Raw genomic sequence first — 22,093 nt, 5'->3', positions numbered from 1 at the left:
TTCGGACCAGCATGAGCGGAAAGTTGTGACGGGCGTTACATCCTGGGGCTGATCTCGACTACCTACCGTTCACCTGATCGGATCGACCACTCGTCGAATGTCCCGGTCGCGGCGTGTCTCAGGCCGACCTCCGGCGCTCCTGACCGACGATCTCGACCATCCGGAGGCGCGGGACCATCCCGGCCTCGGCGAGCGCGTCGACCGCCTTCCGCTCGTCGGAGTCCCATTCGAGCGCGAGTGGCGCGCCGAGGAGAACACTGACGACACAGTCATGACATGCGTCACCGCGGACAGCGCACCGGTCGCAGTCGATGACGAGCGTCTCTATGTCCGCTATATCGGCGATGGCCTTGTCGTCCATCTCGGGCTCCTCACTTTCAGTGGTGAGGAGCACATTAAGAGCGACCACCGACAGTTTCGGCCTCGTGAGTGGCCAGGGCTCGTTCCCGAGTACATGAAGGCCCCCTTCCTTGCGCCTGGCGCAAGGAAGGGGGCCTTCATGTACCTCAGGCGAGCAAGTGCACCGGTCAGGTGCGTTCTGACGGGACGGTGACGTTGTGAAAGCCACTTTCGCAACGTTGAAGGTTGCGAAAGTGGCTTTCACAACGCATTCCGGCCCTCCCCGGTCACCTGAGCTTCCGTACCGCTAAACGCGGCTGAGCCGCGACACCAGAACCGCCGAAGGCACCGGATGCGCGCCCTTGCGCCGCACCGAATCCGCCACCGCCCGGTCCGTGCTCGCGACCACCATCGGCCGCCCCGGCGGCTCCGCCGCGACCAGGGACCGGATGACGTCGTCCGCGAGCACGCCGCGTTCGGAGAACAGCACCCGCACCCCGCGCGGTACCGCCGCGGGCACGGACAGCACGCCGGCGCCGTCGAACACCACGGTCACCTCGGCCGAGGTCCGCGCGGCGAGCGCGGAAAGCTGGTGGATCAGCCGGTCGCGCTGATCGGACAACGCCATTTCCGGGTACCCGGTCTTCGTGACGTTGTAGCCGTCGACGATCAGGTGCACATTGGGCAGCGCGAGATGCCTGTCGAGCGCGGTGACGTCCTGGATCTTGCCGCCCGCCCCCAGACCCGACGTCGCGCCGCGGACCATGTCCGCCGGACGCTGGCCGCGCGCGCTCACCGAAAGCTCCCGGCGCAGCCCGCCGACGGCGCCTTCGATGGTGTCCAGCAACAGCCCGAGCCGGACCTCGTCCGCCTGACGGGCCTCACGCGCCGACTGACGGGCGATTTCGGCGTCCGTGACGGCCTTCTCCGCCCGCACCCGCTCTGTCGCCACACGCTGCTTCTCACGGTCCAATTGGGCCTTCAGCGCCTTGATCTCCTCGGCGCGCTCGGCTCCTCCGCTTTCCAGCTGCGCGTGCGCCTCCGCGACCGCGTCCTTGGCCTGACGCAGCTGGACACCCTGCTCCCGCAGGCGCTTCAGCAATTTGTCGACTTCGGCGTCGCGTTCCCCTCGCGCGCCGCCGGCGATCTCCTTGGCCTCGCGCAGTTCTTCGCGCACCTGGGCCAGTTCGGTCTCGAGGCGCTGGTTGCGGGCCAGGGCCGCGTCGCGTTCGGCACGCAACGCCGTCTCCTCGGCGTTCTTCGCCACCAGCCGGACCCGGCCGGCCGCGCCCGCCTCGCCCAGCAGCACGGCGGCGGCCGCGGCGGCGACGGAGTCGGGGGCGTTCGGGTCCAGGGCGTCTTTGCGGTGGTCGCGCAGCCATTCGGTGACGGCGACCCGGAACTGCGACGACTCCCCCAGCGCGGTGAGCAACGCCGTCCCGCCGAGTTTCGCGCGTTTCGCCGGGGCGAACTTCGCGACCGGGCGCAACTGCCTCGGCACGTCGGCAACCGGCAGCTTGCCGACGGCGGCGGCCGCGAGCTCGGCGATCCGCTCCCGCACGGTCTCCGGCAGGGCGGTCCAGCCCTCGGCCGGTACCTCTTCGGACGTCTCCGCCTCACCCGCCGACGCCACGACACCCGAGGGGCCGCCGGTGGCGTCCTCGGGCAATTCGGGCACTGCGGGCTGCGGTTGCATCGCTCCAGCGTAGGCCCCATGGCCCCGGGCCGCGCTCAATGGGACGGCGTGTGCGCATCCCGGGATTGTCGGTACCCACCCCTACTGTGCCCGATCATGGACACCGGACGGCGGCCCGGCGCGGCGCAACTCGCCTTCGACGAGCTGGGAACCCCTTTGCGGGACATCACTTTCGTCGTGTTCGACCTGGAGACCACCGGGACGAAACCCGGCCCGGACGGGATCACCGAGATCGGCGCGGTCAAGATCCGCGCCGGCGAGATCGTCGGGGAGTTCGCCACCTTCGTCAACCCGGGGATGCCGATCCCGCCGCAGATCGTCGAGCTCACCGGCATCACCGGCGCGATGGTCTACGACGCTCCCCGGATCGAGCGCGTGCTGCCGTCGTTCCTCGAGTTCATCTCCGGTGCCGTGCTCGTGGCGCACAACGCCGCCTTCGACACCGGTTTCATGCGCGCGGCCTGCGAGGGCCACGGCTACCACTGGCCCAAGACGGCCGTGGTCTGCACGGTCCGGCTCGCCCGCCGGGTCATCTCCCGCGACGAGACGCCCAGCTATCGCCTGTCCGCGCTGGCCGCGTTGTTCGGCGCGCGCACGACGCCCAACCACCGCGCGCTCGCGGACGCGCGCGCCACCGTGGACGTCCTCCACGCGCTGCTCGAACGGGTAGGCAACCTCGGCGTCCACACCCTCGAAGAGCTGCTGGACTACCTGCCCGAGGTCACCCCGGCCCAGCGCCGCAAACGTTCGCTGGCCGAACACCTGCCCTCGCGGCCCGGCGTCTACCTCTTCCGCGGCCCGAGCGACGAGGTCCTTTACGTCGGGACGTCGTCCGACCTGCGCCGCCGGGTCCGGCAGTACTTCACCGGCTCCGAGAGCCGCGGGCGGATCCGGGAGATGGTCGCGCTCGCCGAACGGGTCGACGCGGTCGAATGCGCCCACTCGCTGGAGGCGGCGATCAGGGAACTGCGGCTGATCGCCGCCCACCGTCCGATGTACAACCGCCGTTCCAAGAACCCGCGGCACGCCTGGTGGGTCGCGCTGACCGAGGAGGCCTTCCCACGCCTGTCGGTGGTCCGCATGCCGCGAGACGGGATGCTGGGGCCTTTTCGCAGCCAGACCGACGCCCGGTCGGCCGCGGACACCCTCGCCGGCGCCTCGGGCCTGCGGACGTGCACCCAGCGCATCTCGGCCACCTCGCCGAACGGCAAGCCCTGTGTTCTCGCCGAGCTCGGCCGTTGCGGAGCGCCGTGCGCCGGTCAGCAGACGGTCGAGGCGTATCGGCCCGGCGTGCTGGCGGTGTCCGGTCTCATCGCCGGGACGGACGGGCGGCCGTTGCGGGCCGCCGCCGATCAGCTGGCCCGGCTCTCCGCGGCCGAGCATTACGAGCAGGCCGCCCAGCACCGCGACCAGCTGGCCGGGCTGATCCGCGCGGTCGGCCGGGCGCACCGGCTGTCCGCGCTCGCGGGCATCCCGGAGCTGATCGCCGCCGGGCCGGACGGCAACGGCGGCTGGGAACTGGCGGTGATCCGGCACGGCAGGCTCGCGTCGGCGGGCGTCGCGCGGCGCGGGGTTCCGCCGATGCCGGTGGTCGAGATGCTGGTGGCCTCGGCGGAGACGGTGCTCCCGGGGCCCGGCCCGCTCTTCGGCGCGATCTCCGAAGAGGTCCGCATCCTGCTGCGCTGGCTCACCCGGCCGGGGGTCCGGCTCGTGCGCACCACGCACCCGTGGGCGGAACCGGCCGCCGCCGGCGGCTGGCAGGAATGGCTCGACCTGGCGGCGAGCGCGACGGCGCTGGAGAGGGTGGCGGGATAGGATCTTCGCTTGGCGGGACCATACGCGGTCTCCCCAAGGGCGCTCCGCGCCCGACGGAGACTTCACCTCGCGCGCCTCTTTTGGGCCGAAGGCCCACGGGAACGCGATGCAGGGGCGCCTGCCTGGTCAAGTTAGCCGGACCGCTGGCTGCGCTCCTTCGGCGCGTTTCCGTCAGCGCGCGACAACGAACACAGGAGGCGCTGTAGTGATCACCGCGATCGTGCTGATCCAGGTCGAAGCCGATGCCATCCCCGAGGCGGCACAGGCGATCGCGGACATCGAGGGTGTCCGCGAGGTCTACTCCTGCGCGGGCGACGTCGATCTGATCGCTTCGGTCCGCGTCGCGGCCCACGAAGACCTCGCGGATCTGATCCCGGCGAAGATCGGCAAGGTCCCCGGCGTGCTGAGCACGGTCACGCACATCGCGTTCCGCTCGTACTCGAAGGCCGACAGCGAGTCCGCGTTCGACATCGGCGTCGAAGGCGCGTGACGGCAACGCGAATCCCGCTCCGCCGGTGACTTTTTCACCGGCGGGATGCATCTTGCGCGAACCGGCCAGTCGCGGTTAGGTGGGATCAGAATCGGAATTTCACTGGGGGAATTCCGATACTGGGGATTCCGGGGTATGTACCTATGATCGATCCGTCATGGGATCGCGGCGATCGCCGCGACATTCACTCCACGCGAGCCGCCACGCCGCCCGTCGGCGGGAGCGGCTCGCCGATCCGTCATCGAAGCCGCCGGAAACGCGGCCACTGACGAAACCCGAACCCTTTCCCGGTGACTGAAACAGTCACCGGGAAAGCGCTGGCGTTTTCCCGACAAGGATTCGAAGAACTTCGAATTCATCGCCGGCTCCGGTCTCGATTCCGGATGCCGTTGCCACCGACGCCCTTTCCGGCACCGTCCGGGAAGGGTCCCCGTTAATTCACCCTGCACCGAAGCTGACTGGGGGCTTGGAGTGTACAAGCGTATTTTGTCCTGCGCGCTTTGCGCCGCGGCGTTGTTCTCCGGGACGATCGCCGTTCCGGCGGGGCTCGCCGCCGAAACCGGAGTACACGCCACGGCCGCGGCGATGACACCCGGCGAGATCGCCCGCTGGGAAGTCCTGAGCTACGCCAAGTACAGCGTCCACAGCACGGTGAAGACGGACGCGTGGATCGCTCTGCTCAGCGAAGACCCGGAGGCGGCGTCCATCGAGTTCCTCCGCTATCCCGGCGGCGGGCTCGAATACGCGACACAGCAGGCGCTCAACCGCGACGAAGGCAACAAGCGATTCCTCCGGCGGCTGCTGGAGACCCACCTCCGTGCCTACTCGCCGGAGGTCTACGACGCGGCGAACCACCACTTGACGGCGACCGCGTCCAAACGGGAACAGTTCTGCCACGGTGGCGGTTACGAAGCCGCGAAGGCGCGTGATCAGAAGTTCCGCGCCGACCTCGGCGAGCAGAAACGCGCCCTCGTCGAGGAGGACCGTCGATACGTGCGGATGCTCGCCGAGCGGGATCCGGGTACCCAGGTGAGATTCGCCGCGGCCTATGCGGTCCGCGAGGGATCGACCGACGACGACCTGACCGATTTCTTCGCCTGGGGCTGGGCGCAGGGCGCGCGGCTGGACATCGAGACCTTCCGTGAAGGGATGCTGCGCGAGAACCGCCAGTGGCAGCTGACGATCGCCCAGCTGATAGTCGACGCCGAAGCCGCCGAAAAGGCCGCGCGGGAAATCGAAGGCGAAGCCGGCAAGGAGGCCCGCGACCGGGCCGCGGCCGCCTGGCGCAAGGTCGGCACCGAGGTTTCGCCGGTGCGGTCGAAATGGGAAGAAGCGAGGGACTTCGCCCAGCAGCAGGCGGAGACCTGGCACGCCATCCTGCTCGCCGCGCAGCAGGCCGCCCAGAACCCCAACTGGAAAGCGATCATCGACCCCGCGAGGACGGTGGAAGGCGACTGGACGGACAACCGGTCCCTCTCCGGCGAGAACGTCGAGTACTGGGAGTCGTTGCTGCGGAAAGCCCTCGAAGGCGAGCAGCGGATCAAGAACCCGAGCTGATCATTCCGCCGTCCGGTTTCCCGCGGCGGCTTCCTCTCGAGAATAGGTGACTGGGGTATGCGAAGAACGTCCATGTCAAGGCCATGGCTCAGCCGTGGCATAGCGGTGGCCGCCGTCGCCGCCGTGTTCACGGGGCTGGTGGGCGCACCGGCGGGTGCGGCCGAAACGCCACCCGGCCAGGGTGTGCCGCCCGCCGTGCCCACCGCGGAACCCGATATCGGGTCGACCACGGTTCCCCCGGCGTCACAGCGGGACAAGGTGCTGGCCGTCGAGGCCATCGAGGTCGGTGAGGCGACCGACGATTGGCTGAGGCTGTCCGACAAGAACTTCGTCTTCAAGGTCTACGAGAAGATCAGCATCGATGCCTTCCCCCGCACCAAGGCGGAAGCGTCACGGATCTACGGTCTCACCGTCGCCGACGCTTCGGCGTTCATCCGGACCGGTATCCACGAATTCGTCCAGCGCGATCACGACGAGAAGATCCTCCGCGACATCGAACGGCGGGACCGGATCGGCGCGCGGATGAAAGCACTGGAGAACGCCCGCATCATCCCGCTGGACCCCGTGCTGCTCGACCTCACCGACCGGAACTTCGTCTTCCAGGTCGCCAGCCGGGCCAAGAGCGGCTCCAAGGTCCAGAGCGGTGCGATGACCGCGTACAAGGGCGACGCCGCCGTTTGGAAGACCTTCATCGAGGTCACCATCCTCGACCTCGCCGAGCAGGACATCATCGAACACCTGGAACGCCTCCGGCAGGAGAACGCCGAGAAGGCGGCCCGGGAAGAGCGTGACATCAAGCGGCGCACCGCCGTCGCCGAGATCCCGGCCCCCTTCCAGAACGTCTGGCTGGACGCCGAGGACGACGTCTTCGTCCGTGAGCTGCTGCGGCTGCCCGAACTGGCCAACCCGGCGAACATCGAGGTCAAGGACGCGGCGGAGCGCGCCTCCCGCAGCACGGACCCGGCGGTGTGGAAGGCGTTCATCGACACCGGGCTCAAGGCGGCTGCCGGACGGGACAAGGCCCGCCGTGAAGCACAGGAAGACCAGGCCAACCGGGACGCCGTCCGGCAGCTCAAGGTCCGCGCGGAGAACAGCGGGCTCCGGCCGCGGCTGGTCGCGGCCGCCAACGTGGCGCTGGCGGGCAACCGCGACGCGGTGATCACGTTCCTGCGCACGGGCCAGTACGAGGTGCTGACCCAGTCGTTCGGGACCTACACCCCCGGCGTCCGGGGCTGGCACGTCCACACCGGCGGGGGCGACGCGTGGATCACCACCGGGAACCCCGGCACCGACGGAACCAAGCCGTTGCCGTACGCGACCTGGAAGGTGGCGAGCGGGCTCGCCGATCCGCTGTGCTACTCCCTGGAGTCCACCGACCGCGCCGGGAACTACCTGCGGCAGCAGGATCTGCGGGTCAAACTGCACGGCAACGACGGCACCGACCAGTTCAAGAAGGACGCCACCTGGTGCCCGCGGCGCAACGGCGGCGAGGTCCAGCTGGAGTCGAAGGCGCACCCCGGCCGGATCATGCGGCATATCGACGCGCAGCTCTGGATCGCCCAGCAGGGTGGCGGGAACTGGTTCGACACGGACCGGCTCTTCGTCGAGGACTCGCACTGGCGGGTGGTCGCACCGAATCCGGAGGTGTCGACGCCGCTGATGCTGGACTGGTTCAACAACGACGGCCTGCGCGGGCTCGCCGGTAATCCGAAGGCGGCGGAAACCTACGACGCCGGTGTCCGGTTCCGCGAATTCACCAACGGCCGCCTGTACTGGGGCCCGGAGACCGGCGCGAAGTTCATCACCGGCGAGATCCTCACCCGGTACCTGAGCCTCGGCGGGCACAAATGGCTGCTGCCGAGTACCAACCAGGTCAACGGGACCAACCGGTCGATGATCAACTTCCACGGCCACAACATGGCGATCTACTGGACGCCGTCGACCGGAGCCAAATTCGTGATGGGCTCCATTCGCGACCGGTGGAATTCGCTCGGCGCCGAAAACGGCAGGCTCGGTTTCCCGACCAGTGACGAGTTCACCATCCCCATCGGACGGCAAAGCAATTTCGAGCACGGCTACATGACCTGGAACTCCAGCACTTACGAAATCCTCGTGTTCATGACCGTCAACTGATCGATTTCGTCCTGCTCCAGCCGGGGGCCCGGGAAACGCTCCCAGGCCTCCGGCTGGCCTCTTTCGCCCGAACAAAGGTATGCGAAATGCGAAGATCACTGATCGTCGGCAGACGACCAGCCGGAAGTATCGCCGTCCTGACCGCCGTGACCGTGCTGTGCGGCCTGTTCACCCCGGCCACCGGGTACGCCGCTCCCCCGGCACCGTCGAGCCCGACCGTCGAGGCGCCCGCCCCGTCCGCCCCCGAGGCACCGGTTCCCCGCGAAAGCCCGGACGCCGCCGCGGCCGAACTGCCGAGCGCGACCGAAACCGAAAAGGTGCGGGCGGTTTTCGAGATCGAAGTCGGCGAGGCCACCAAGGAATGGCGCGAAGCCACCGACATGAATTTCGTCTTCAAGGTCTACGACAAGATCAACGCGACGAACTTCCCGGTCACCAAGGCCGAGGCCTACCGCGTCTACAAGGTCATGCTCGACAACAACGCCGCCCCCGACGCCACGGCGTTCATCCGCACCGGCGTCTTCGATTTCGCCGCCCGCGACCGCGTCGAACGGCAGCGTCGCCAGGAGGCCTGGGACCGCACCGTCCAGCTGCGCCGGGAGATCCTGATCGACGCCGACATCGTCGGCTTCGACGACGTCATGCTCAACGACAACGATCAGATGTTCATCTACAAGGTGTACCAGAAGGCGAGGCCGGAACAGCCGAAACTCAAGCAGGGCGCCTTCGACGCGTTCGGCGGTGACGCGGCGGTGTGGAAGGACTTCATCGAGAACAAGATCCGGGCGCTGAATCACCAGGACCAGCTCGACTACCTCGACCGGTTGAACCAGGAGAACCAGGAGGCCGCCCGCAGGGAAGCCGCCAGGATGGCGAAGAAGGACGCCTGCGACAAGGTTCCCGTCATCGCCGTCGCGACCTGGCTCGACCTCGCCGACGACGACTTCATCCGCGAGCTGCTGAAGACCCCGGAGCTCGCCGACCCCGCGCACCGCGAGATCAAGGACGCGGCCACCGTCGCCCTCGCCGGGGTGGCGGCCGACTGGGACCGCTACATCAGGACCGGGGTCGCCGAGGCCCGTGCCAGGGACGACGCCAGGATTTTGCGGGAACGGGAGGAGGCCGACCGGCAGAAGGTCCGCGACATCAAGGCCAAGGCCGACGCGAGCAGGCTCCGTCCCCGGCTCGCCGCGGCGGCTGGCGACGTCGCCGCGAACGGGACCTGGGACCAGGTCAAGGACTTCCTCGCCAGGGGCCAGTACACCGTGCTGGAACAGGCGTTCGCCGGAGTCACCGCCGGACGGCGGGGCTGGCACGTCCGCAGTGCCGGCGGCGATGCCTGGGCCACCCCGGGAACCCAGCCGTCGAATGTCGTCACCGCGCCCTTGGGCGACGCCACCTGGAAGATCGTCCCCGGGCTCGCCGACGCGAACTGCTTCTCGCTCGAATCGGCCACCCGGGTCGGCAGCTACCTGCGCATCGCGCCGAACCTGCGGGTCCAGCTGGCGGGCAACGACGGCACCGACGTCTACAAACTCAACGCCACCTGGTGCGCCAAGGCGGGCAGGGACGGCAATCCGACCAACGTGACACTGGAGGCGAAGGCGCATCCGGGCCGCTACCTGCGGCAGTACTGGGGCGAGCTCTGGGCGGCCAACGGCCTGAGCAAGGAGAACAACTTCGACACCGACGGCAACTTCGCCGCCGACATCAGCTGGATTCCCGTGGGCCCCAACCCCTCGATCACCACGAAGATCGACGAGCGCTGGCTCAACGAGGACTGGTGGGGCTGGAACGGCCTCGGTCCGCAGACCCAGCCGGAAAACATCTTGAACGGCATCCGGTACAAGCGCTTCCAAAAAGGCGGCGCCTTCTGGTCGGCCCAGCACGGCGTGGTCCGGATATTGGACCCGCTGCTCAACAAGTACCTCGAATCCGGCGGCCGGAACATTCCGGGATTCATCCCCAGCGGGGACACGGGATACCTGCCCGACGGGAAGGGCATGCGGAACCTTTTCGCCGGCCCCAGAGGCATCTGGTACCACCCGAACATCGGTCCGAAGCTGATCTACGGAGCCATTTTCGATCGGTGGGCGACACTGCAATACGAACGAAGCAGGCTCGGCTATCCCACTTCCGACGAAATGGATTTCCCCGGCGTACCCGGTAAACGCGTGAGCTACTTCCAGTACGGAAGGATCGAACACACCGCCGCCGAAGGCGCGAAAGAATATTACAACTGACAAGCCGGTGGTGCCTGCCGGGTCGACCGGCAGGCACCGATTTCTGGGGGTTCTGATGTCGAGAACGAGATACCTGCTGAGAACGTTTCTTGTCTTCTTGGCGACCGCGGTACTCGCCGGGCTGATTCACCCGGCGCCCGCGGTCGCGGCCGACGATCCACCACCGACCACACCACCGCCGACGTCCCCGGCCCGTCCCATGCCGGAAGACCCGTACCGCAACTGGGACGGCCGATCGGGCGTACCCGCCCTGGTGGGCAGTCCCGTCGTCCGGCAGATCATCGCCGATCACGCCGAGCTGGCCGAGGAGCCCGAAGTACGTGAGGCCGCGCGCGCGGCGCTCGACGCGGGCACCGAAGCCGCATTGCACGAATTCCTCGAAACCGGCCTCGACGCCGCCAAGGCGAGGGCCGCGGCGCGGGAAGCCGAGACCGCGCGCCAGAACCGGGTCACCATCCAGGCGATGGCGGGTACCGGCGGGCCGATCTTCAACGCCGAGGTCCAACGAGTCCTCGCGGGCGGAGACATCGACCGCGAGCAGTTCCTCGCCTACGGCAAGGAGATCGCGAGGGAGCGCGACGCACAGGTCGCGGCGGGCGGCCAGGCGCGTGCCGAGCAGCTGCGCGCCAGGGTCACGGCACTGCTCGGCGTCGCCGGGCACCACGTGAAGACGGCGGCACAGGCCGCGCTCGACGCGGGTGACGCGGCGATCGCGGAGTTCCTGAACACCGGCTACCTCGCCGCGGCGAAACGTGACGCCGAAGAGCGGGAAAAGCAGATCCGTGATCAGGAAGCCGCGGCACGGGCCGCCGAGCAGCTGAGCGACCTCGCCAAACGGGCCGTGCGGGCGATGACCGCGCGGCGGAACCTGATGGTGGCGCACGGGGATGCGCTGCGCGCGCTCCAGCGGATCGCGAACGCGATGGTGCTCGCGGGGAACGAAGCCCGCAAGGCCAAGCAGATCCTGGACGCGAACGACGCGGCGGGCAACCACCCGCCCGACTCCTTCACCTTGGTCAAGGCCGAGGCCGCCCGTCAGGTCGGCAACGCCCGCGACGCCGCGGCCGATGCCGTGCGCGCTGCCGAGCAGGCCGGCGTCCAGGCCGCCGAACTGGTCGCCGTCGGACTCCCCTACGGCACTCAGTGGGCCGACATGGCGAGGGGCATGAGCGCGGCCGGGCAGGCGGCGGTCCACGCCTCGGAGACCGCACAGCACGCGATCGACGCCACCGAAGCCACCGACCAGGCACGCAACGCCCAGGAACGCGCCGAGAAACACGCTGAGCAGGCTCGCCAATGGGGTCTGCACGCCGAAGAGCACGCGACCGCTGCCGCACAGGTGGCGGAAGCGGCACGAGTGCAGGCGGTGGCGGCCAAGGACGCGGCCGTCCGGGCCAAGCAGGCTCGCGAAGCGGCCGAAGCCGCAGCCAACGCCGCCAGGGCCTCGGCCGAACGCACCCGCGCACATCGCGAGGAGGCGGAACGGCAGCGGGACAGGGCGAAGAGCGCCCGCAGGGTCGCCGAAGCCGAGCGGGCCAACGCGGCCGCCGCCCGTCAGCGTGCCGACCAAGCGGCCGCGGAAGCACGTCGTCACCGCGGCGAAGCCCAGCGCCAAGCCGGCATCGCCAACGACTCCAACCTCCGCGCGCAGGAACAGGAACGGCTCGCCGGGGAAGCCGAACAGCGGGCGGTGAGCGAAGAAGGGAAGGCGAAAACCGCCCGCGACGCCGCCTTCACCGCGGAACGGCTGAAGCAGACCGCGCAGGCGAAGGCGGAAGCGCTGAACGCGGCCGAAGCCGCCGCACGGGGCACCTCGGCGGAGACCGACGCGAAGAACGCCGCCGCCGCGGCGCGGAACGAGGCCAACAACGCGACCGCCGCGGCCACCGCGGCCCGCGACGCCGCCAACCGGGCGACCGGCGCCGCCGTGGTCGCGAGGCAAGCGGCGGGCGAGGCGACCCGAGCGGCGGCACGGGCCCGCGCCGCGGCTCAGGAAGCCCGTGCCGCGGCCTCCGCGGCCAACCACGCGGCCAACCGGGCCGAGGCCTCGGCGGCGGAGACCCATCACCACGCCACCCAGGCCAACGTGAAGGCGGCCGAGGCGACCGCCGAGGAGACCAAGGCGGCCGAGGCGGCACGGAACGCGGTCCAGCTCGCGGAACAAGCGGCCGGCGAGGCGATGCGTTCGCTGATGGCGGCGGAGCGTACCCGCGCCGAGGCCGACGCGGCCTTCAATGAGTCGGTCTCCGCGGCCACGCAAGCGGATATCGCCCTGCGGGCGTCCACCGCCGCGCGGGCGTCGTCGAGCGCGATCACCGATCCGGCCAACCGGGCGATCATCGTCGTCGCGCCGTACGCGGGTTCGGACCTCGACGCCGACTTCGTCATCCTGGTCGCCAACCAGGCCAGGGCGGTCGGAGCCGAGCAGGCGCAAGCGGCCCGCGACCGGGCCACCGAAGCGACGCTGGCGGCGGATCGGGCCGCCGAAGCCGCTGCTCGGGCGCAGAAAGAGGTGAAACCCGCGTTCGAAGCGGCGGCGCGGGCAGCGGCATCAGCCGCCGCGGCGGCGAACTCGGCGGCCGAAGCGCAGGAAGCGGCAGCCGCGGCCGCGGCCGAAGGCGCGCTGGCTCGTGCCGCGGGCGAACGGGCGAACGCGTCGGACGCGGCCGCCCGTGCGGACGCGCAGACCGCGCGAGCCGCGGCCAACGAGGCCAACGCCGACGCCGCCATCGCCGGCCGGAACGCCGCGGCGGCGGAACGCGAGGCACAGGCGGCGCGGGACTCGGCGTCGCGTGCCGAACGGGACGCTCAACTCGCCAGGGACGCGGCGACCGCGGCCGAAGCCTCGGCGGCGGAAGCCAGGGGGGCGGCCGACCGGGCCGAAGAACACGCGCGCAACGCGGCCGCCGCCGCGGAACGGGCACGGCAAAGCGCGACCGAAGCCCAGCAAGCCGCCGACCGCGCGGAAGAGCAGCAACGCAAGGAGGAAGAGGAGGCGAGACGCCGCGCGGCGGAGGAGACGGGTGCCGGGCTGCCCGATCTGACCCAAGAAGAAGTCGCCATGCTCTCGGCGACCGAATTCGGCCGGATGCTGCTGGACGAGTACCGCCAGGCCGCCGAGCAGTCCAAGAACGGCGGCAGTGTGACGTCGTTCCTGGTGGAGATCGGGGCCGAAGTCCTGCTCGAAGTGATCGGCTGGCGTGACGCGGAGCGGTGTTTCGGCGAAGGCAACATCGAGGCCTGCATCTGGACCGTCGTCAACGTCGCGTCGATCGTCGTCGTCTTCCTGAAGCTGCCCAAGGTGGCTTCGGCGGTCGTGAAGATCATCCAGAACATTTCCAAGTTCTTGAACAAGTCCGCGATCTTCCGCAAGGTCGCGGACAAGGTCAAACCGCTCTTCAACGCCATCCGCAAATGGTGCAACCGGATCAGCCAGGTACCGGCCACCGCGAAGACCTCGGACATCCCCGATTTCACCTGCGGGCTCGTGGATCACGGTGACAACGGGGGAACGTTGCCGAGCATCGCGCTCGATTACCGGATCGGAAACGGCTACGGAACGAGCCGGAACGTCGCCGTCGCCTATCTCCCCGGATACAAGGACCCGAACGGGAAGCTCCCCGACGGCTACGTGGCGGGCAACAGCAACGACGCCGGCCGCCACTCCGAGCAGCACATCGTCGAGCAGGTCATCGAGCAGGGTTTCGATCCCAAGAACATCAAGGGCCTCTACAGCGAACGCGAACCGTGCCCCGACTGCAAACGGGATTGGGTCAGCAAGATGGCACCCGACCTCAAAACGTCCTTCTCGGTACCGTGGACCGGTGATCCCGAGATCGACAAGATCTACAAGGGGAGCCTGATCGACATGATCAAGAAGTCCTACAAGAGGCGCGGCCTCTTCGCCGGTTCGGCGACGGCCACCGAAGCGGAACAGCGCGTCTTGGTGGGTAGCGGAGCAGGCGGATGACTTCGCTCCGCCGCGTCCACCCCGCCGAACAGGAACGGCTGTTCGCTCTGGGCGACCGGACCGAAGCCGTGTTGCGGGCGGCGGGGTTCCCGGTGATCGTCGAGCCCGATCCGGACGATCACCGGGACGCCGGAGGTGCCGTGATCGAGGTGGACGTCTTCGAGGGCGCCTGCGGGGTCTGGGTCGACTGGGTGGTGGCAAGGCCTTGGCGTGATGAGGCCTTCCGGCTCCTGGTGGCCGGTGAAAAGGAGAGTCCCCAGGTACGGCAGCAGATCGCGGTCCACGCGGCGATGAGGACGGCGCTCACCGCCGTCCTCACCGCCGCGGGCCTGACCATCGTCCCGAGCGACGACAACATGCGTCCCCTGGAGCTCAAGGTCACCGGCTGACGCTTCAACGTGTGAAGGCCCCCTTCCCTGCGCCAGGCGCAGGGAAGGGGGCCTTCATGTACTTCCGTCGAGCTAGTGCCCGGAGGTGATCTCCTTGCGCTCCTGCGAAGGCTCACCGCCGATGTCGTCGACCTTGCCGTTGCCGTGCCCGTTGGAGCCGTGCCCATTGGCCCGGGCGCGCTCCAGCGCGATGGTCTCCTCGACCGGGTCCGGCGACCAGGTCGAACCCGCGACGGCGTGACCGGCCGAACCGAGCTTGTTCATCTTCTTCGGCACCGACGCGCCCTGGTACTCGAGCGGGAGCGGGTGACCGTGGTCGTCCACCGGGCCGAGCGGCTGGTGGATCTCGATGAACTCACCGTGCGGCAGGCGCTTGATGATGCCGGTTTCGACACCGTGCTCCAGCACCTCGCGGTCGGCCCGCTGGAGACCGAGGCAGATCCGGTAGGTGATGTAGTACGCGATCGGCGGCAGCAGCAGCACACCGATCCGGCCAGCCCACGTCGTCGCGTTCAGCGAGATGTCGAAGGCGAACGCGATGATGTCGTTGAAGCCCGACAGCATGATGACCGCGAAGAACGTCAGGGCCATGATGCCGAGCGAGGTCCGGACCGGGACGTCGCGCGGACGCTGCAGCAGGTTGTGGTGCGCGGTGTCCTTGGACAGCTTTCGCTCGATCCAGGGATACATCACCAGCAACCCGATCAGCAGCGGCATCCCGACCGCGCCGGGGAAGAACACCGCCGGGACCGTGTAGTTCCCGAGGTAGAGCTCCCATGCGGGCCAGATCCGCAGCATGCCGTCGGCCCAGGCCATGTACCAGTCAGGCTGTGAACCGGCCGAGACCTGCGCCGCGTTGTACGGGCCGATGTTCCAGATCGGGTTGATCTGGAAGAGACCCGACATCAGCGCGATGACGCCGGTGACCAGCGCGAAGAACGCACCGCCCTTGAGCGCGAAGACCGGCATGATGCGGACGCCGACGACGTTGGTCTCCTTGCGGCGCACGCCCGGGAACTGCGTGTGCTTCTGGTACCAGACCAGCGCGAGGTGCGCGGCGACCAGGCCGAGCATGATGCCCGGCAGCAGCAGGATGTGGATCGTGTACAGGCGCGGGATGATCTCGTTGCCGGGGAACTCCCCGCCGAACAGCGCCCAGTGGATCCAGGTGCCCATGACCGGCACCGAGAGCACGATGCCCGACAGGGTCGCGCGGATACCGGTACCGGAGAGCAGGTCGTCCGGGAGCGAGTAGCCGAAGAAGCCTTCGAACATGCCCAGGACCAGCAGCAGCGCACCGATGACCCAGTTCGCCTCACGCGGGCGCCGGAACGCACCGGTGAAGAAGATCCGGAACATGTGCACCATCATCGAAGCCACGAAGATCAGCGCGGCCCAGTGGTGCAGCTGGCGGACGAACAGACCGCCGCGGACGTCGAACGAGATGTCCAGCGTGGTCGCGAAGGCCCGCGACATCTCGACGCCCTGCAGGCCGGTGAAGCTGCCGTTGTAGACGACCTCCTCCATGGAGGGGTCGAAGAACAGCGTGAGGTACACACCCGACAGCAGCAGGATGATGAAGCTGTAGAGCGCGATCTCGCCGAGCAGGAACGACCAGTGCGTCGGGAACACCTTGTTGATCTGGTGCCGCATGCCCTTGGCCAGGTGATACCGGTCGTCGGCCCACTTCGCACCAGCGCCCACGGCCTTCTCGGCCGGGTTCGTCCCCTTGGTCGGGGTGGTGAGTGAACTCATGACTTACGCTCCCAAAAGGCCGGTCCGACGGCCTCGTTGAAGTCTCCGCGCGCGACCAGGTAGCCGTCCTTGTTCACTGTAATCGGCAATTGGGCCAGTGGCCGCGTGGCCGGACCGAAAATCGGCTTGGCGTAGTGGAGCGCGTCGAACTGCGACTGGTGACAGGGGCAGAGGATGCGGTTGGTCCGCTGCTCGTACAGGGAGGTCGGGCAGCCCACGTGGCTGCAGATCTTCGTGTACGCGTAGTAGTCGCCGAAGTTGTAGTCCTCCTGGTTCGCCCGCTTGACGACCTTGGCGGCGTCGGTCGGGCGAAGGCGGATCAACATGACCGGGTTGTCGACCCGCTTGAAGGCGGCCGACAGCGCGTGCTCGTCCTCCCGCTCGGACTCACGGAACGGGAACACCGTTTCCATCGCGCCCGCGTCGAGGTCCTCGACCCTGACCAGGGAGATCTCGTGCGGGCGTCCGGTGTTGCGGCGCAGGAAGACCTCTTCGTCCGGGAAGTTCTTCTTCCAGCCCGAGTGCCACAGCGAGTCGCGGTTCTCGGTGTCCTTCCACGGGTCCTTGATGAAGGACGCGATCGGCAGCGCCGCGACGGCGAGGCCGAGCACACCGGCGCCGGCACCCGCGGACCGCTTGATCATCGAGCGGCGCGCGATGGTGCTGTCGTTGCCCGAGTGAGCCAACTGGGCGACGATGGTGGCCTTGTCGACCTCCTTGGAACCGCCGTCCCCGCGCTCCTGCACCGCGACCTCGGCCGGGATGAACTTCTTGGTGTAGAGGATCACCCCGATACCGAGGCTGAGCACCGCGAGCCCGAGGGTGATCCCGAGCAGCGGCGTGTACAGCGTGTACTTGGTGTAGCCGGTCGTACCCGGCTCCTTGTACTCGAACCAGTGCGGCCACGCGACGAGGACCACGAACGCGAGGCCGGACAGCGCGGCCAGCACGAACCAGAGGGCGACCGAGCGCTCGGCGCGCTTCTCCGCCCGGGTCCCCTCGACCGGCCACGGCTTCGGGTACTCCACGATCTCGACCCCGTCGAGCGCGGTACCCAGCTTGACGAGCTGGTCGCGATCCATGTCCGCCAATTCCGCCTCTGTCGGCGGCTTCGGCCCTTCGGCGCTCATGCCTTCGATCCAATCCACAACGTCACGCCGATCAGCGCGGCGATCCCGACGATCCACGCGATCGCACCCTCCGAGGCCGGGCCAAGACCGCCGAGCGAGCTACCGCCGGGTGCGTTGTTCCCGTGGCTCACGGACTTCACGAACGCGATGATGTCCTTCTTCTCCTCCGGCGACAGCTGCCGGTCGGAGAACTTGGGCATGTTCTGCGGCCCGGTGAGCATCGCGGTGTAGATCTGCTCTTCCGTGGCCGGGTCCAGGTTCGGGGCGAACTTGCCCGACGAGAGCGCGCCGCCGCGGCCGGTGAAGCCGTGGCAGGAGGCGCAGTTGAGGCGGAAGAGCTCGCTGCCGCGCGCGACGTCTTCGCCGCGCAGCGCGTCACCCTTCTCGGTGGGGCGCTGCGCGCCGCCGCCGTTGGCCTGGATGTAGGCGCCCAGGGCGTTGATCTCGGCCTCGGACAGCTTCGGCGGCTTCCGCTGCGCCTGGGCTTCCTGGCGGACCGCGGGCATGCGGCCGGTCGAGGTCTGGAAGTACACGGCCGCGTCGCCGATGCCGATGAGGCTCGGGCCACGGTCGGTGACGCCTTCGAGCTTCGGCCCGTGACATTCGATACACGTGTTGTTGTAGAGCTTCTCGCCCTCACGCAGGAGGGCGGACTCGCCCTGCGCCTGCGCGGTCTGCGGCTCCGGCGCGAAAACGGCGTACAGCCCGCCCACGCTCAGGAGCGCGATCCCGAGCGCCAGCACGCCGGCGAACCGCCTGCGTGCTTTCGACCGCTTGCGGAAGCGGCGCTCCGTGTCGTTCTTGCTGGAGGTCATCTTGCGGCAACCCTTGCTGTCAGTTCAGGCCGATAGGTCGTGGTGGCGGCTTCGTTCACGGAAGGATGTAGATCACCGCGAACAGACCCACCCACACGATGTCGACGAAGTGCCAGTAGTACGACACGACGATCGCCGAGGTGGCCTGGGCCGGGGTGAACTTGCTCAGCTTGGTGCGGATGAGCAGGTACACGAACGCGATGAGCCCGCCGATGACGTGCAGGCCGTGGAACCCGGTCGCGAGGAAGAAGACCGTGCCGAACGGGCCGGACGGGATCGTCATCCCCTCTTCGATCAGGTGGAGGTACTCGTAACCCTGGCCGCCGACGAAGATCGCGCCCATGATCAACGTGATGATGTACCAGCGGCGCAAGCCGAAGACGTCACCCTTTTCGGCGGCGAACACGCCGAACTGGCAAGTGAACGAGGACGCCACGAGGATCACCGTGAACGGGATCGCCAGGGCGACGTTCAACTCGAAGGGCTCACCGTGCAGCGGCGGCGGCCACTGGCCGGTCGCGTTCTGCGCCTTCACGGTGAAGAACATGGCGAACAGTCCGGCGAAGAACATCAGTTCGCTGGACAGCCACACGATGGTGCCGACACTGACCATGTTCGGCCGGTTCAGCGAGTGGACCCGCTGGCTGATGGTGGGAGCTGCCGTTGTCACGCGTCGCATTATGTCCTCTCACGCACGGGGCCCGCCGGGTGGGTCCACGGCAAGTCGCGTGCGTGTCGGGTCACATCTGAACGAAAGTGGGAACAGGGCTACTCATGGGTTTACTAGATCGGCTTCGTGACCTGGTCAAGAAGCCGAAGATCCCTGGTCTGACGATCGACACGCCCGGCGTGGAGATCGTCGCGGAGGCGTTCGACCCGGCCGAGGCGGATTCTTCGGTGCTCGCGAGATCACCCGCTTGGGTCGCCGAAGCGCCGGCGATCCTGCGTCACCACTTGAAACTTCCGCCCGAAAAGGTGGCCGAGGCGGCCTCGATCCTCGCCCAGGACGGCTGGGAGCTGCGGGAACAGGGGCCGGACGGCGAACTGACGCTGGCGCACGCCCTGCGCGTCCAGACCCTCGACGCGCTGCACTGCGCGCAGGAACGGTCGCGGATGGCGGGGCTCGCGCAGCGGCTCGGCGGGGATTCGGTGGGCTGGGACGCGCTCCAGCCGCCGGGTGCGTCCACGTGATGTCGGTCATGGCGGATAACATCGCGGGGTCGACATGACTAGACGAGGCGGAGGCGCGCTCATGGGCGAGCAGGCGATGCGGATCCTGGTGTTCAGCCACAAGGCGGAGGTGCGCGAGGCGATCATCAACGCCGTCGGCCGCAGGCCCGCCGCCGACCTCGGCCGGGTGGACTACACCGAGGCGTCCGGCATCTCCGAGGTGCTCGTCGAGATGGACGCGGGCAACGTGGACCTGGCCATCCTCGACGGCGAGGCGCAGCCGACCGGCGGCATCGGGCTGACCCGTCAGCTGAAGAACGAGATCGAGGACTGCCCGCCCATCGTGGTCGCGGTGCGGCGCAAGGACGACCGCTGGCTCGCGACCTGGTCGCAGGCCGACGCGGTGCTGGTCCACCCGCTCGACCCGCTGACCGCCGCCGAGACGGTCGCCGACGTGCTGCGCGCCCGGCGGGTGCCAGTCGTGCACGGCTGAACCGGTGGCCACCAAGACCTGGCCGTCCCTGCTCAACCAGCTCATCGCGCGCGCGGATCTGTCCGAGGAGGACACCGCGTGGGCGATGGACCAGATCATGAGCGGGGCGGCGACGCCCTCCCAGATCGCCGGATTCGCCGTCGCGTTGCGCGCGAAGGGTGAGACACCGGCGGAGATCTCCGGGATGGCCGACGCCATGCTGGCGCACGCCAAACGGGTGACGATCGACAGGCCGTCGGTCGACATCGTCGGTACCGGCGGCGACCGGTCCAATTCGGTCAACATCTCCACCATGGCCACGGTGGTGACGGCCGCGGCGGGCGCCCCGGTGGCCAAGCACGGCAACCGGAGCGCGTCGTCGAAGTCCGGCGCGGCCGACGTGCTGGAGGAACTGGGCGTCACCATCGACCTGCCACCCGAGACGGTCCAGCGCAGCGTGAACGAACTGGGCATCGGCTTCTGCTTCGCGCCGAAGTTCCACCCCGCCCTGCGCCACGCCGGCCCGACGCGCGGTGAACTCGGCGTGCCGACGACGTTCAACCTGCTGGGCCCGCTCACCAACCCCGCGCAGCCGCGCAGTTCCCTGATCGGCTGCGCGTACGAGGACAAGACGCGCGTGCTCGGCGAGGTGTTCGCGCGGCGCGGCATGACCGTGCTGCTCGTCCGCGGCGACGACGGGCTCGACGAGATCACCACCACGACCACCACTTCGGTGTGGGTGGTCTCCGGCGGCGAGATCACCGAGCGGACCTTCGACCCTTCGTCGCTGGGCATCGCCAGGGCGACCGCGGACGACCTGCGCGGCGGCGACGCCGCGCACAACGCCGAGGTGTTCCGCCAGGTGATGAACGGGAAGACCGGGCCGGTGCGGGACGCGGTGCTGCTCAACTCGGCGGCCGCGCTGGCGGCTTTCGCCGGGTTCTCGGGGTCACTGGAAGACGACCTCGCGGCCGGGCTCGCGCGAGCGGCCTCGGCCGTCGACTCGGGCGCGGCGGCCGACCTGCTGACCCGGTGGATCGCCTTCGCCTGACCCACGCCCTGCCCCATGGCGCGTTTCGTCCTCTGAATGCGGTAGTTGCGTGTGCAAGGACCGCATCCAGAGGACGAAATGCGTCTGTCACGAAGCGGTGCTGAACCGCGCCCGGTAAGCCGTAGGCGTCAGCCCCGTAGCTCTCCGCAACTGGGCCCGCAGATTCGCGGCGGTGCCGAAACCCGAAGCCCGCGCCACCAGGTCCAGCCGCTGCTCCCCGCGCTCGATCAGCCGGCACGCCAGCGCGATCCGTTCCGTCGTGAGCCACGCCAGCGGCGTCGTCCCCAGTTCGGCACGGAACCGCCGGTGCAGCGTCGCCTGGCTGGCCGCCGCCCGCGCGGCGAGGTCGGCGACGGTGAGCGGCCGGTCCAGCCGTTCGCGCGCCCATTCGAGCACCGGCGCCAGTGAGGTGTCCGGCACCGGCGGCAGCGGCCGTTCGACGAACTGCCGCTGGCCACCGTCGCGGTGCCCGGCGAACACCAGCCGCCTGCTCACCGCGTTGGCGATCTCGGCGCCGTGGTCGCGGCTGATCAGGTGCAGCCCCAGGTCGAGCGCGGCCGCGCTGCCCGCGGCGGTCAGGACGTCGCCATCGTCGACGAACAGCACGTCGGGCTCCAGCAGCACTTCGGGGAACAGCGTCCGGAACCGCTCGGCCCATTTCCAGTGTGTCGTCGCGCGCCGTCCGTCCAGGACGCCCGCCTGCGCGAGGGTGAAGGCGCCGGTGCAGAAGCTCACCAGCCGGGCGCCTCGCGCGGCCGCGGCGCGGATGGCCGCCAGCACCGGCTCGCGAGCAGGGGTCTCCGGATCGGGCCGGTTGGGCACGATGACCGTGTCGGCGGCCTCCACGGCTTCGAGCCCGGCGACGCCGGTGAGGGTGAACATCCCCAGGTGCATGCGCACGGACGGCTCGGTGGAGCACAGCGTGAAGCCGTACCAGGGCCGGTCTAGTTCCGGCCGCCGCAGGCCGAAGAGCTCGGTCGCGACGCCCATTTCGAAGGGGTTGGACCCCTCGTCGACCAGGACGGCGACCTTGTGCGAGGAATCTTGCGACATATGCGATTCCTAGCA

At 69.0% G+C, this 22,093-nt stretch carries 17 protein-coding genes; 10 read left to right on the top strand and 7 right to left on the bottom strand.

What is annotated here, in order from left to right:
• Window positions 1-118 precede the first annotated feature (118 nt).
• Entirely contained in the window at window positions 119-361 is a 243-nt protein-coding gene (locus IE302_RS28170) for a hypothetical protein (protein WP_191257462.1), read from the bottom strand.
• A 285-nt stretch (window positions 362-646) separates the two neighbouring features.
• Window positions 647-2,035 (bottom strand): NYN domain-containing protein, encoded by a 1,389-nt coding sequence (locus IE302_RS28165; protein WP_191257461.1) that lies wholly within the window; start codon window positions 2,033-2,035, stop codon window positions 647-649.
• Between the two features lie 96 nt (window positions 2,036-2,131).
• On the opposite strand from IE302_RS28165, the gene IE302_RS28160 reads away from it, so the two are divergent.
• The 7 genes from IE302_RS28160 (at window position 2,132) to IE302_RS28130 (ending at window position 14,632) form a co-directional block, all read left to right on the top strand.
• Window positions 2,132-3,850 carry a DEDD exonuclease domain-containing protein gene (locus IE302_RS28160; RefSeq protein WP_191257460.1) on the top strand — a complete coding sequence of 573 codons (1,719 nt, stop codon included), beginning with the start codon at window positions 2,132-2,134 and terminating at the stop codon, window positions 3,848-3,850.
• Between the two features lie 205 nt (window positions 3,851-4,055).
• Window positions 4,056-4,340, top strand: a complete 285-nt coding sequence (locus IE302_RS28155) for an Lrp/AsnC family transcriptional regulator (RefSeq protein WP_005154220.1) — start codon at window positions 4,056-4,058, stop codon at window positions 4,338-4,340.
• 471 nt (window positions 4,341-4,811) lie between these two features.
• Complete coding sequence (locus tag IE302_RS28150) at window positions 4,812-5,897, top strand: hypothetical protein (protein ID WP_191257459.1); 1,086 nt, start codon at window positions 4,812-4,814, stop codon at window positions 5,895-5,897.
• Between the two features lie 72 nt (window positions 5,898-5,969).
• Entirely contained in the window at window positions 5,970-8,030 is a 2,061-nt protein-coding gene (locus IE302_RS28145; RefSeq protein ID WP_191257458.1) for an AbfB domain-containing protein, read from the top strand.
• An 86-nt stretch (window positions 8,031-8,116) separates the two neighbouring features.
• The gene (locus IE302_RS28140) at window positions 8,117-10,273 is read left to right on the top strand and encodes an AbfB domain-containing protein (protein ID WP_191257457.1); all 2,157 of its coding nucleotides are present in this window, start codon (window positions 8,117-8,119) and stop codon (window positions 10,271-10,273) included.
• Window positions 10,274-10,370: 97 nt separating this feature from the next.
• On the top strand, window positions 10,371-14,243 hold the full coding sequence (locus IE302_RS28135) for a nucleic acid/nucleotide deaminase domain-containing protein (protein ID WP_191257456.1): 3,873 nt from the start codon (window positions 10,371-10,373) through the stop codon (window positions 14,241-14,243).
• Entirely contained in the window at window positions 14,240-14,632 is a 393-nt protein-coding gene (locus IE302_RS28130) for a hypothetical protein (protein ID WP_191257455.1), read from the top strand. Before IE302_RS28135 ends, IE302_RS28130 begins: the two co-directional genes overlap by 4 nt.
• Before the next feature lie 72 nt (window positions 14,633-14,704).
• Here IE302_RS28130 and qcrB read toward each other — a convergent pair whose 3' ends face one another.
• Genes qcrB through ctaE form a run of 4 tightly spaced genes read right to left on the bottom strand, consistent with a single transcriptional unit; the run spans window position 14,705 to window position 19,011 of the window.
• The gene (gene qcrB / locus IE302_RS28125) at window positions 14,705-16,387 is read right to left on the bottom strand and encodes a cytochrome bc1 complex cytochrome b subunit (protein ID WP_191257454.1); all 1,683 of its coding nucleotides are present in this window, start codon (window positions 16,385-16,387) and stop codon (window positions 14,705-14,707) included.
• Window positions 16,384-17,517, bottom strand: coding sequence for a cytochrome bc1 complex Rieske iron-sulfur subunit (gene qcrA, locus IE302_RS28120; protein WP_191257453.1), 1,134 nt, complete (start codon window positions 17,515-17,517; stop codon window positions 16,384-16,386). Before qcrA ends, qcrB begins: the two co-directional genes overlap by 4 nt.
• On the bottom strand, window positions 17,514-18,332 hold the full coding sequence (gene qcrC, locus IE302_RS28115) for a cytochrome bc1 complex diheme cytochrome c subunit (protein WP_191257452.1): 819 nt from the start codon (window positions 18,330-18,332) through the stop codon (window positions 17,514-17,516). Before qcrC ends, qcrA begins: the two co-directional genes overlap by 4 nt.
• A 55-nt stretch (window positions 18,333-18,387) precedes the next feature.
• Complete coding sequence (gene ctaE / locus IE302_RS28110) at window positions 18,388-19,011, bottom strand: aa3-type cytochrome oxidase subunit III (protein WP_081975967.1); 624 nt, start codon at window positions 19,009-19,011, stop codon at window positions 18,388-18,390.
• A 95-nt stretch (window positions 19,012-19,106) separates the two neighbouring features.
• On the opposite strand from ctaE, the gene IE302_RS28105 reads away from it, so the two are divergent.
• From IE302_RS28105 to trpD, 3 genes are all read left to right on the top strand, one after another.
• Window positions 19,107-19,523 carry a hypothetical protein gene (locus IE302_RS28105; protein WP_191257451.1) on the top strand — a complete coding sequence of 139 codons (417 nt, stop codon included), beginning with the start codon at window positions 19,107-19,109 and terminating at the stop codon, window positions 19,521-19,523.
• A gap of 61 nt (window positions 19,524-19,584) precedes the next feature.
• On the top strand, window positions 19,585-19,995 hold the full coding sequence (locus IE302_RS28100) for a hypothetical protein (RefSeq protein WP_093938733.1): 411 nt from the start codon (window positions 19,585-19,587) through the stop codon (window positions 19,993-19,995).
• A gap of 4 nt (window positions 19,996-19,999) precedes the next feature.
• The gene (trpD, locus tag IE302_RS28095) at window positions 20,000-21,025 is read left to right on the top strand and encodes an anthranilate phosphoribosyltransferase (RefSeq protein WP_191257450.1); all 1,026 of its coding nucleotides are present in this window, start codon (window positions 20,000-20,002) and stop codon (window positions 21,023-21,025) included.
• An 87-nt stretch (window positions 21,026-21,112) separates the two neighbouring features.
• On the opposite strand, the gene IE302_RS28090 is transcribed toward trpD, so the two are convergent.
• A complete protein-coding gene (locus IE302_RS28090) occupies window positions 21,113-22,078 on the bottom strand; it encodes a helix-turn-helix domain-containing protein (RefSeq protein ID WP_191257449.1) in 966 nt (321 codons plus the stop codon).
• Between the last annotated feature and the right edge of the window lie 15 nt (window positions 22,079-22,093).

This window comes from Amycolatopsis oliviviridis, assembly GCF_014654365.1.
Taxonomy (GTDB): Bacteria; Actinomycetota; Actinomycetes; order Mycobacteriales; family Pseudonocardiaceae; genus Amycolatopsis; species Amycolatopsis oliviviridis.
The sequence above is the reverse complement of the archived record's forward strand: the minus strand, read 5'-3'. Positions and strand labels throughout refer to the sequence as shown.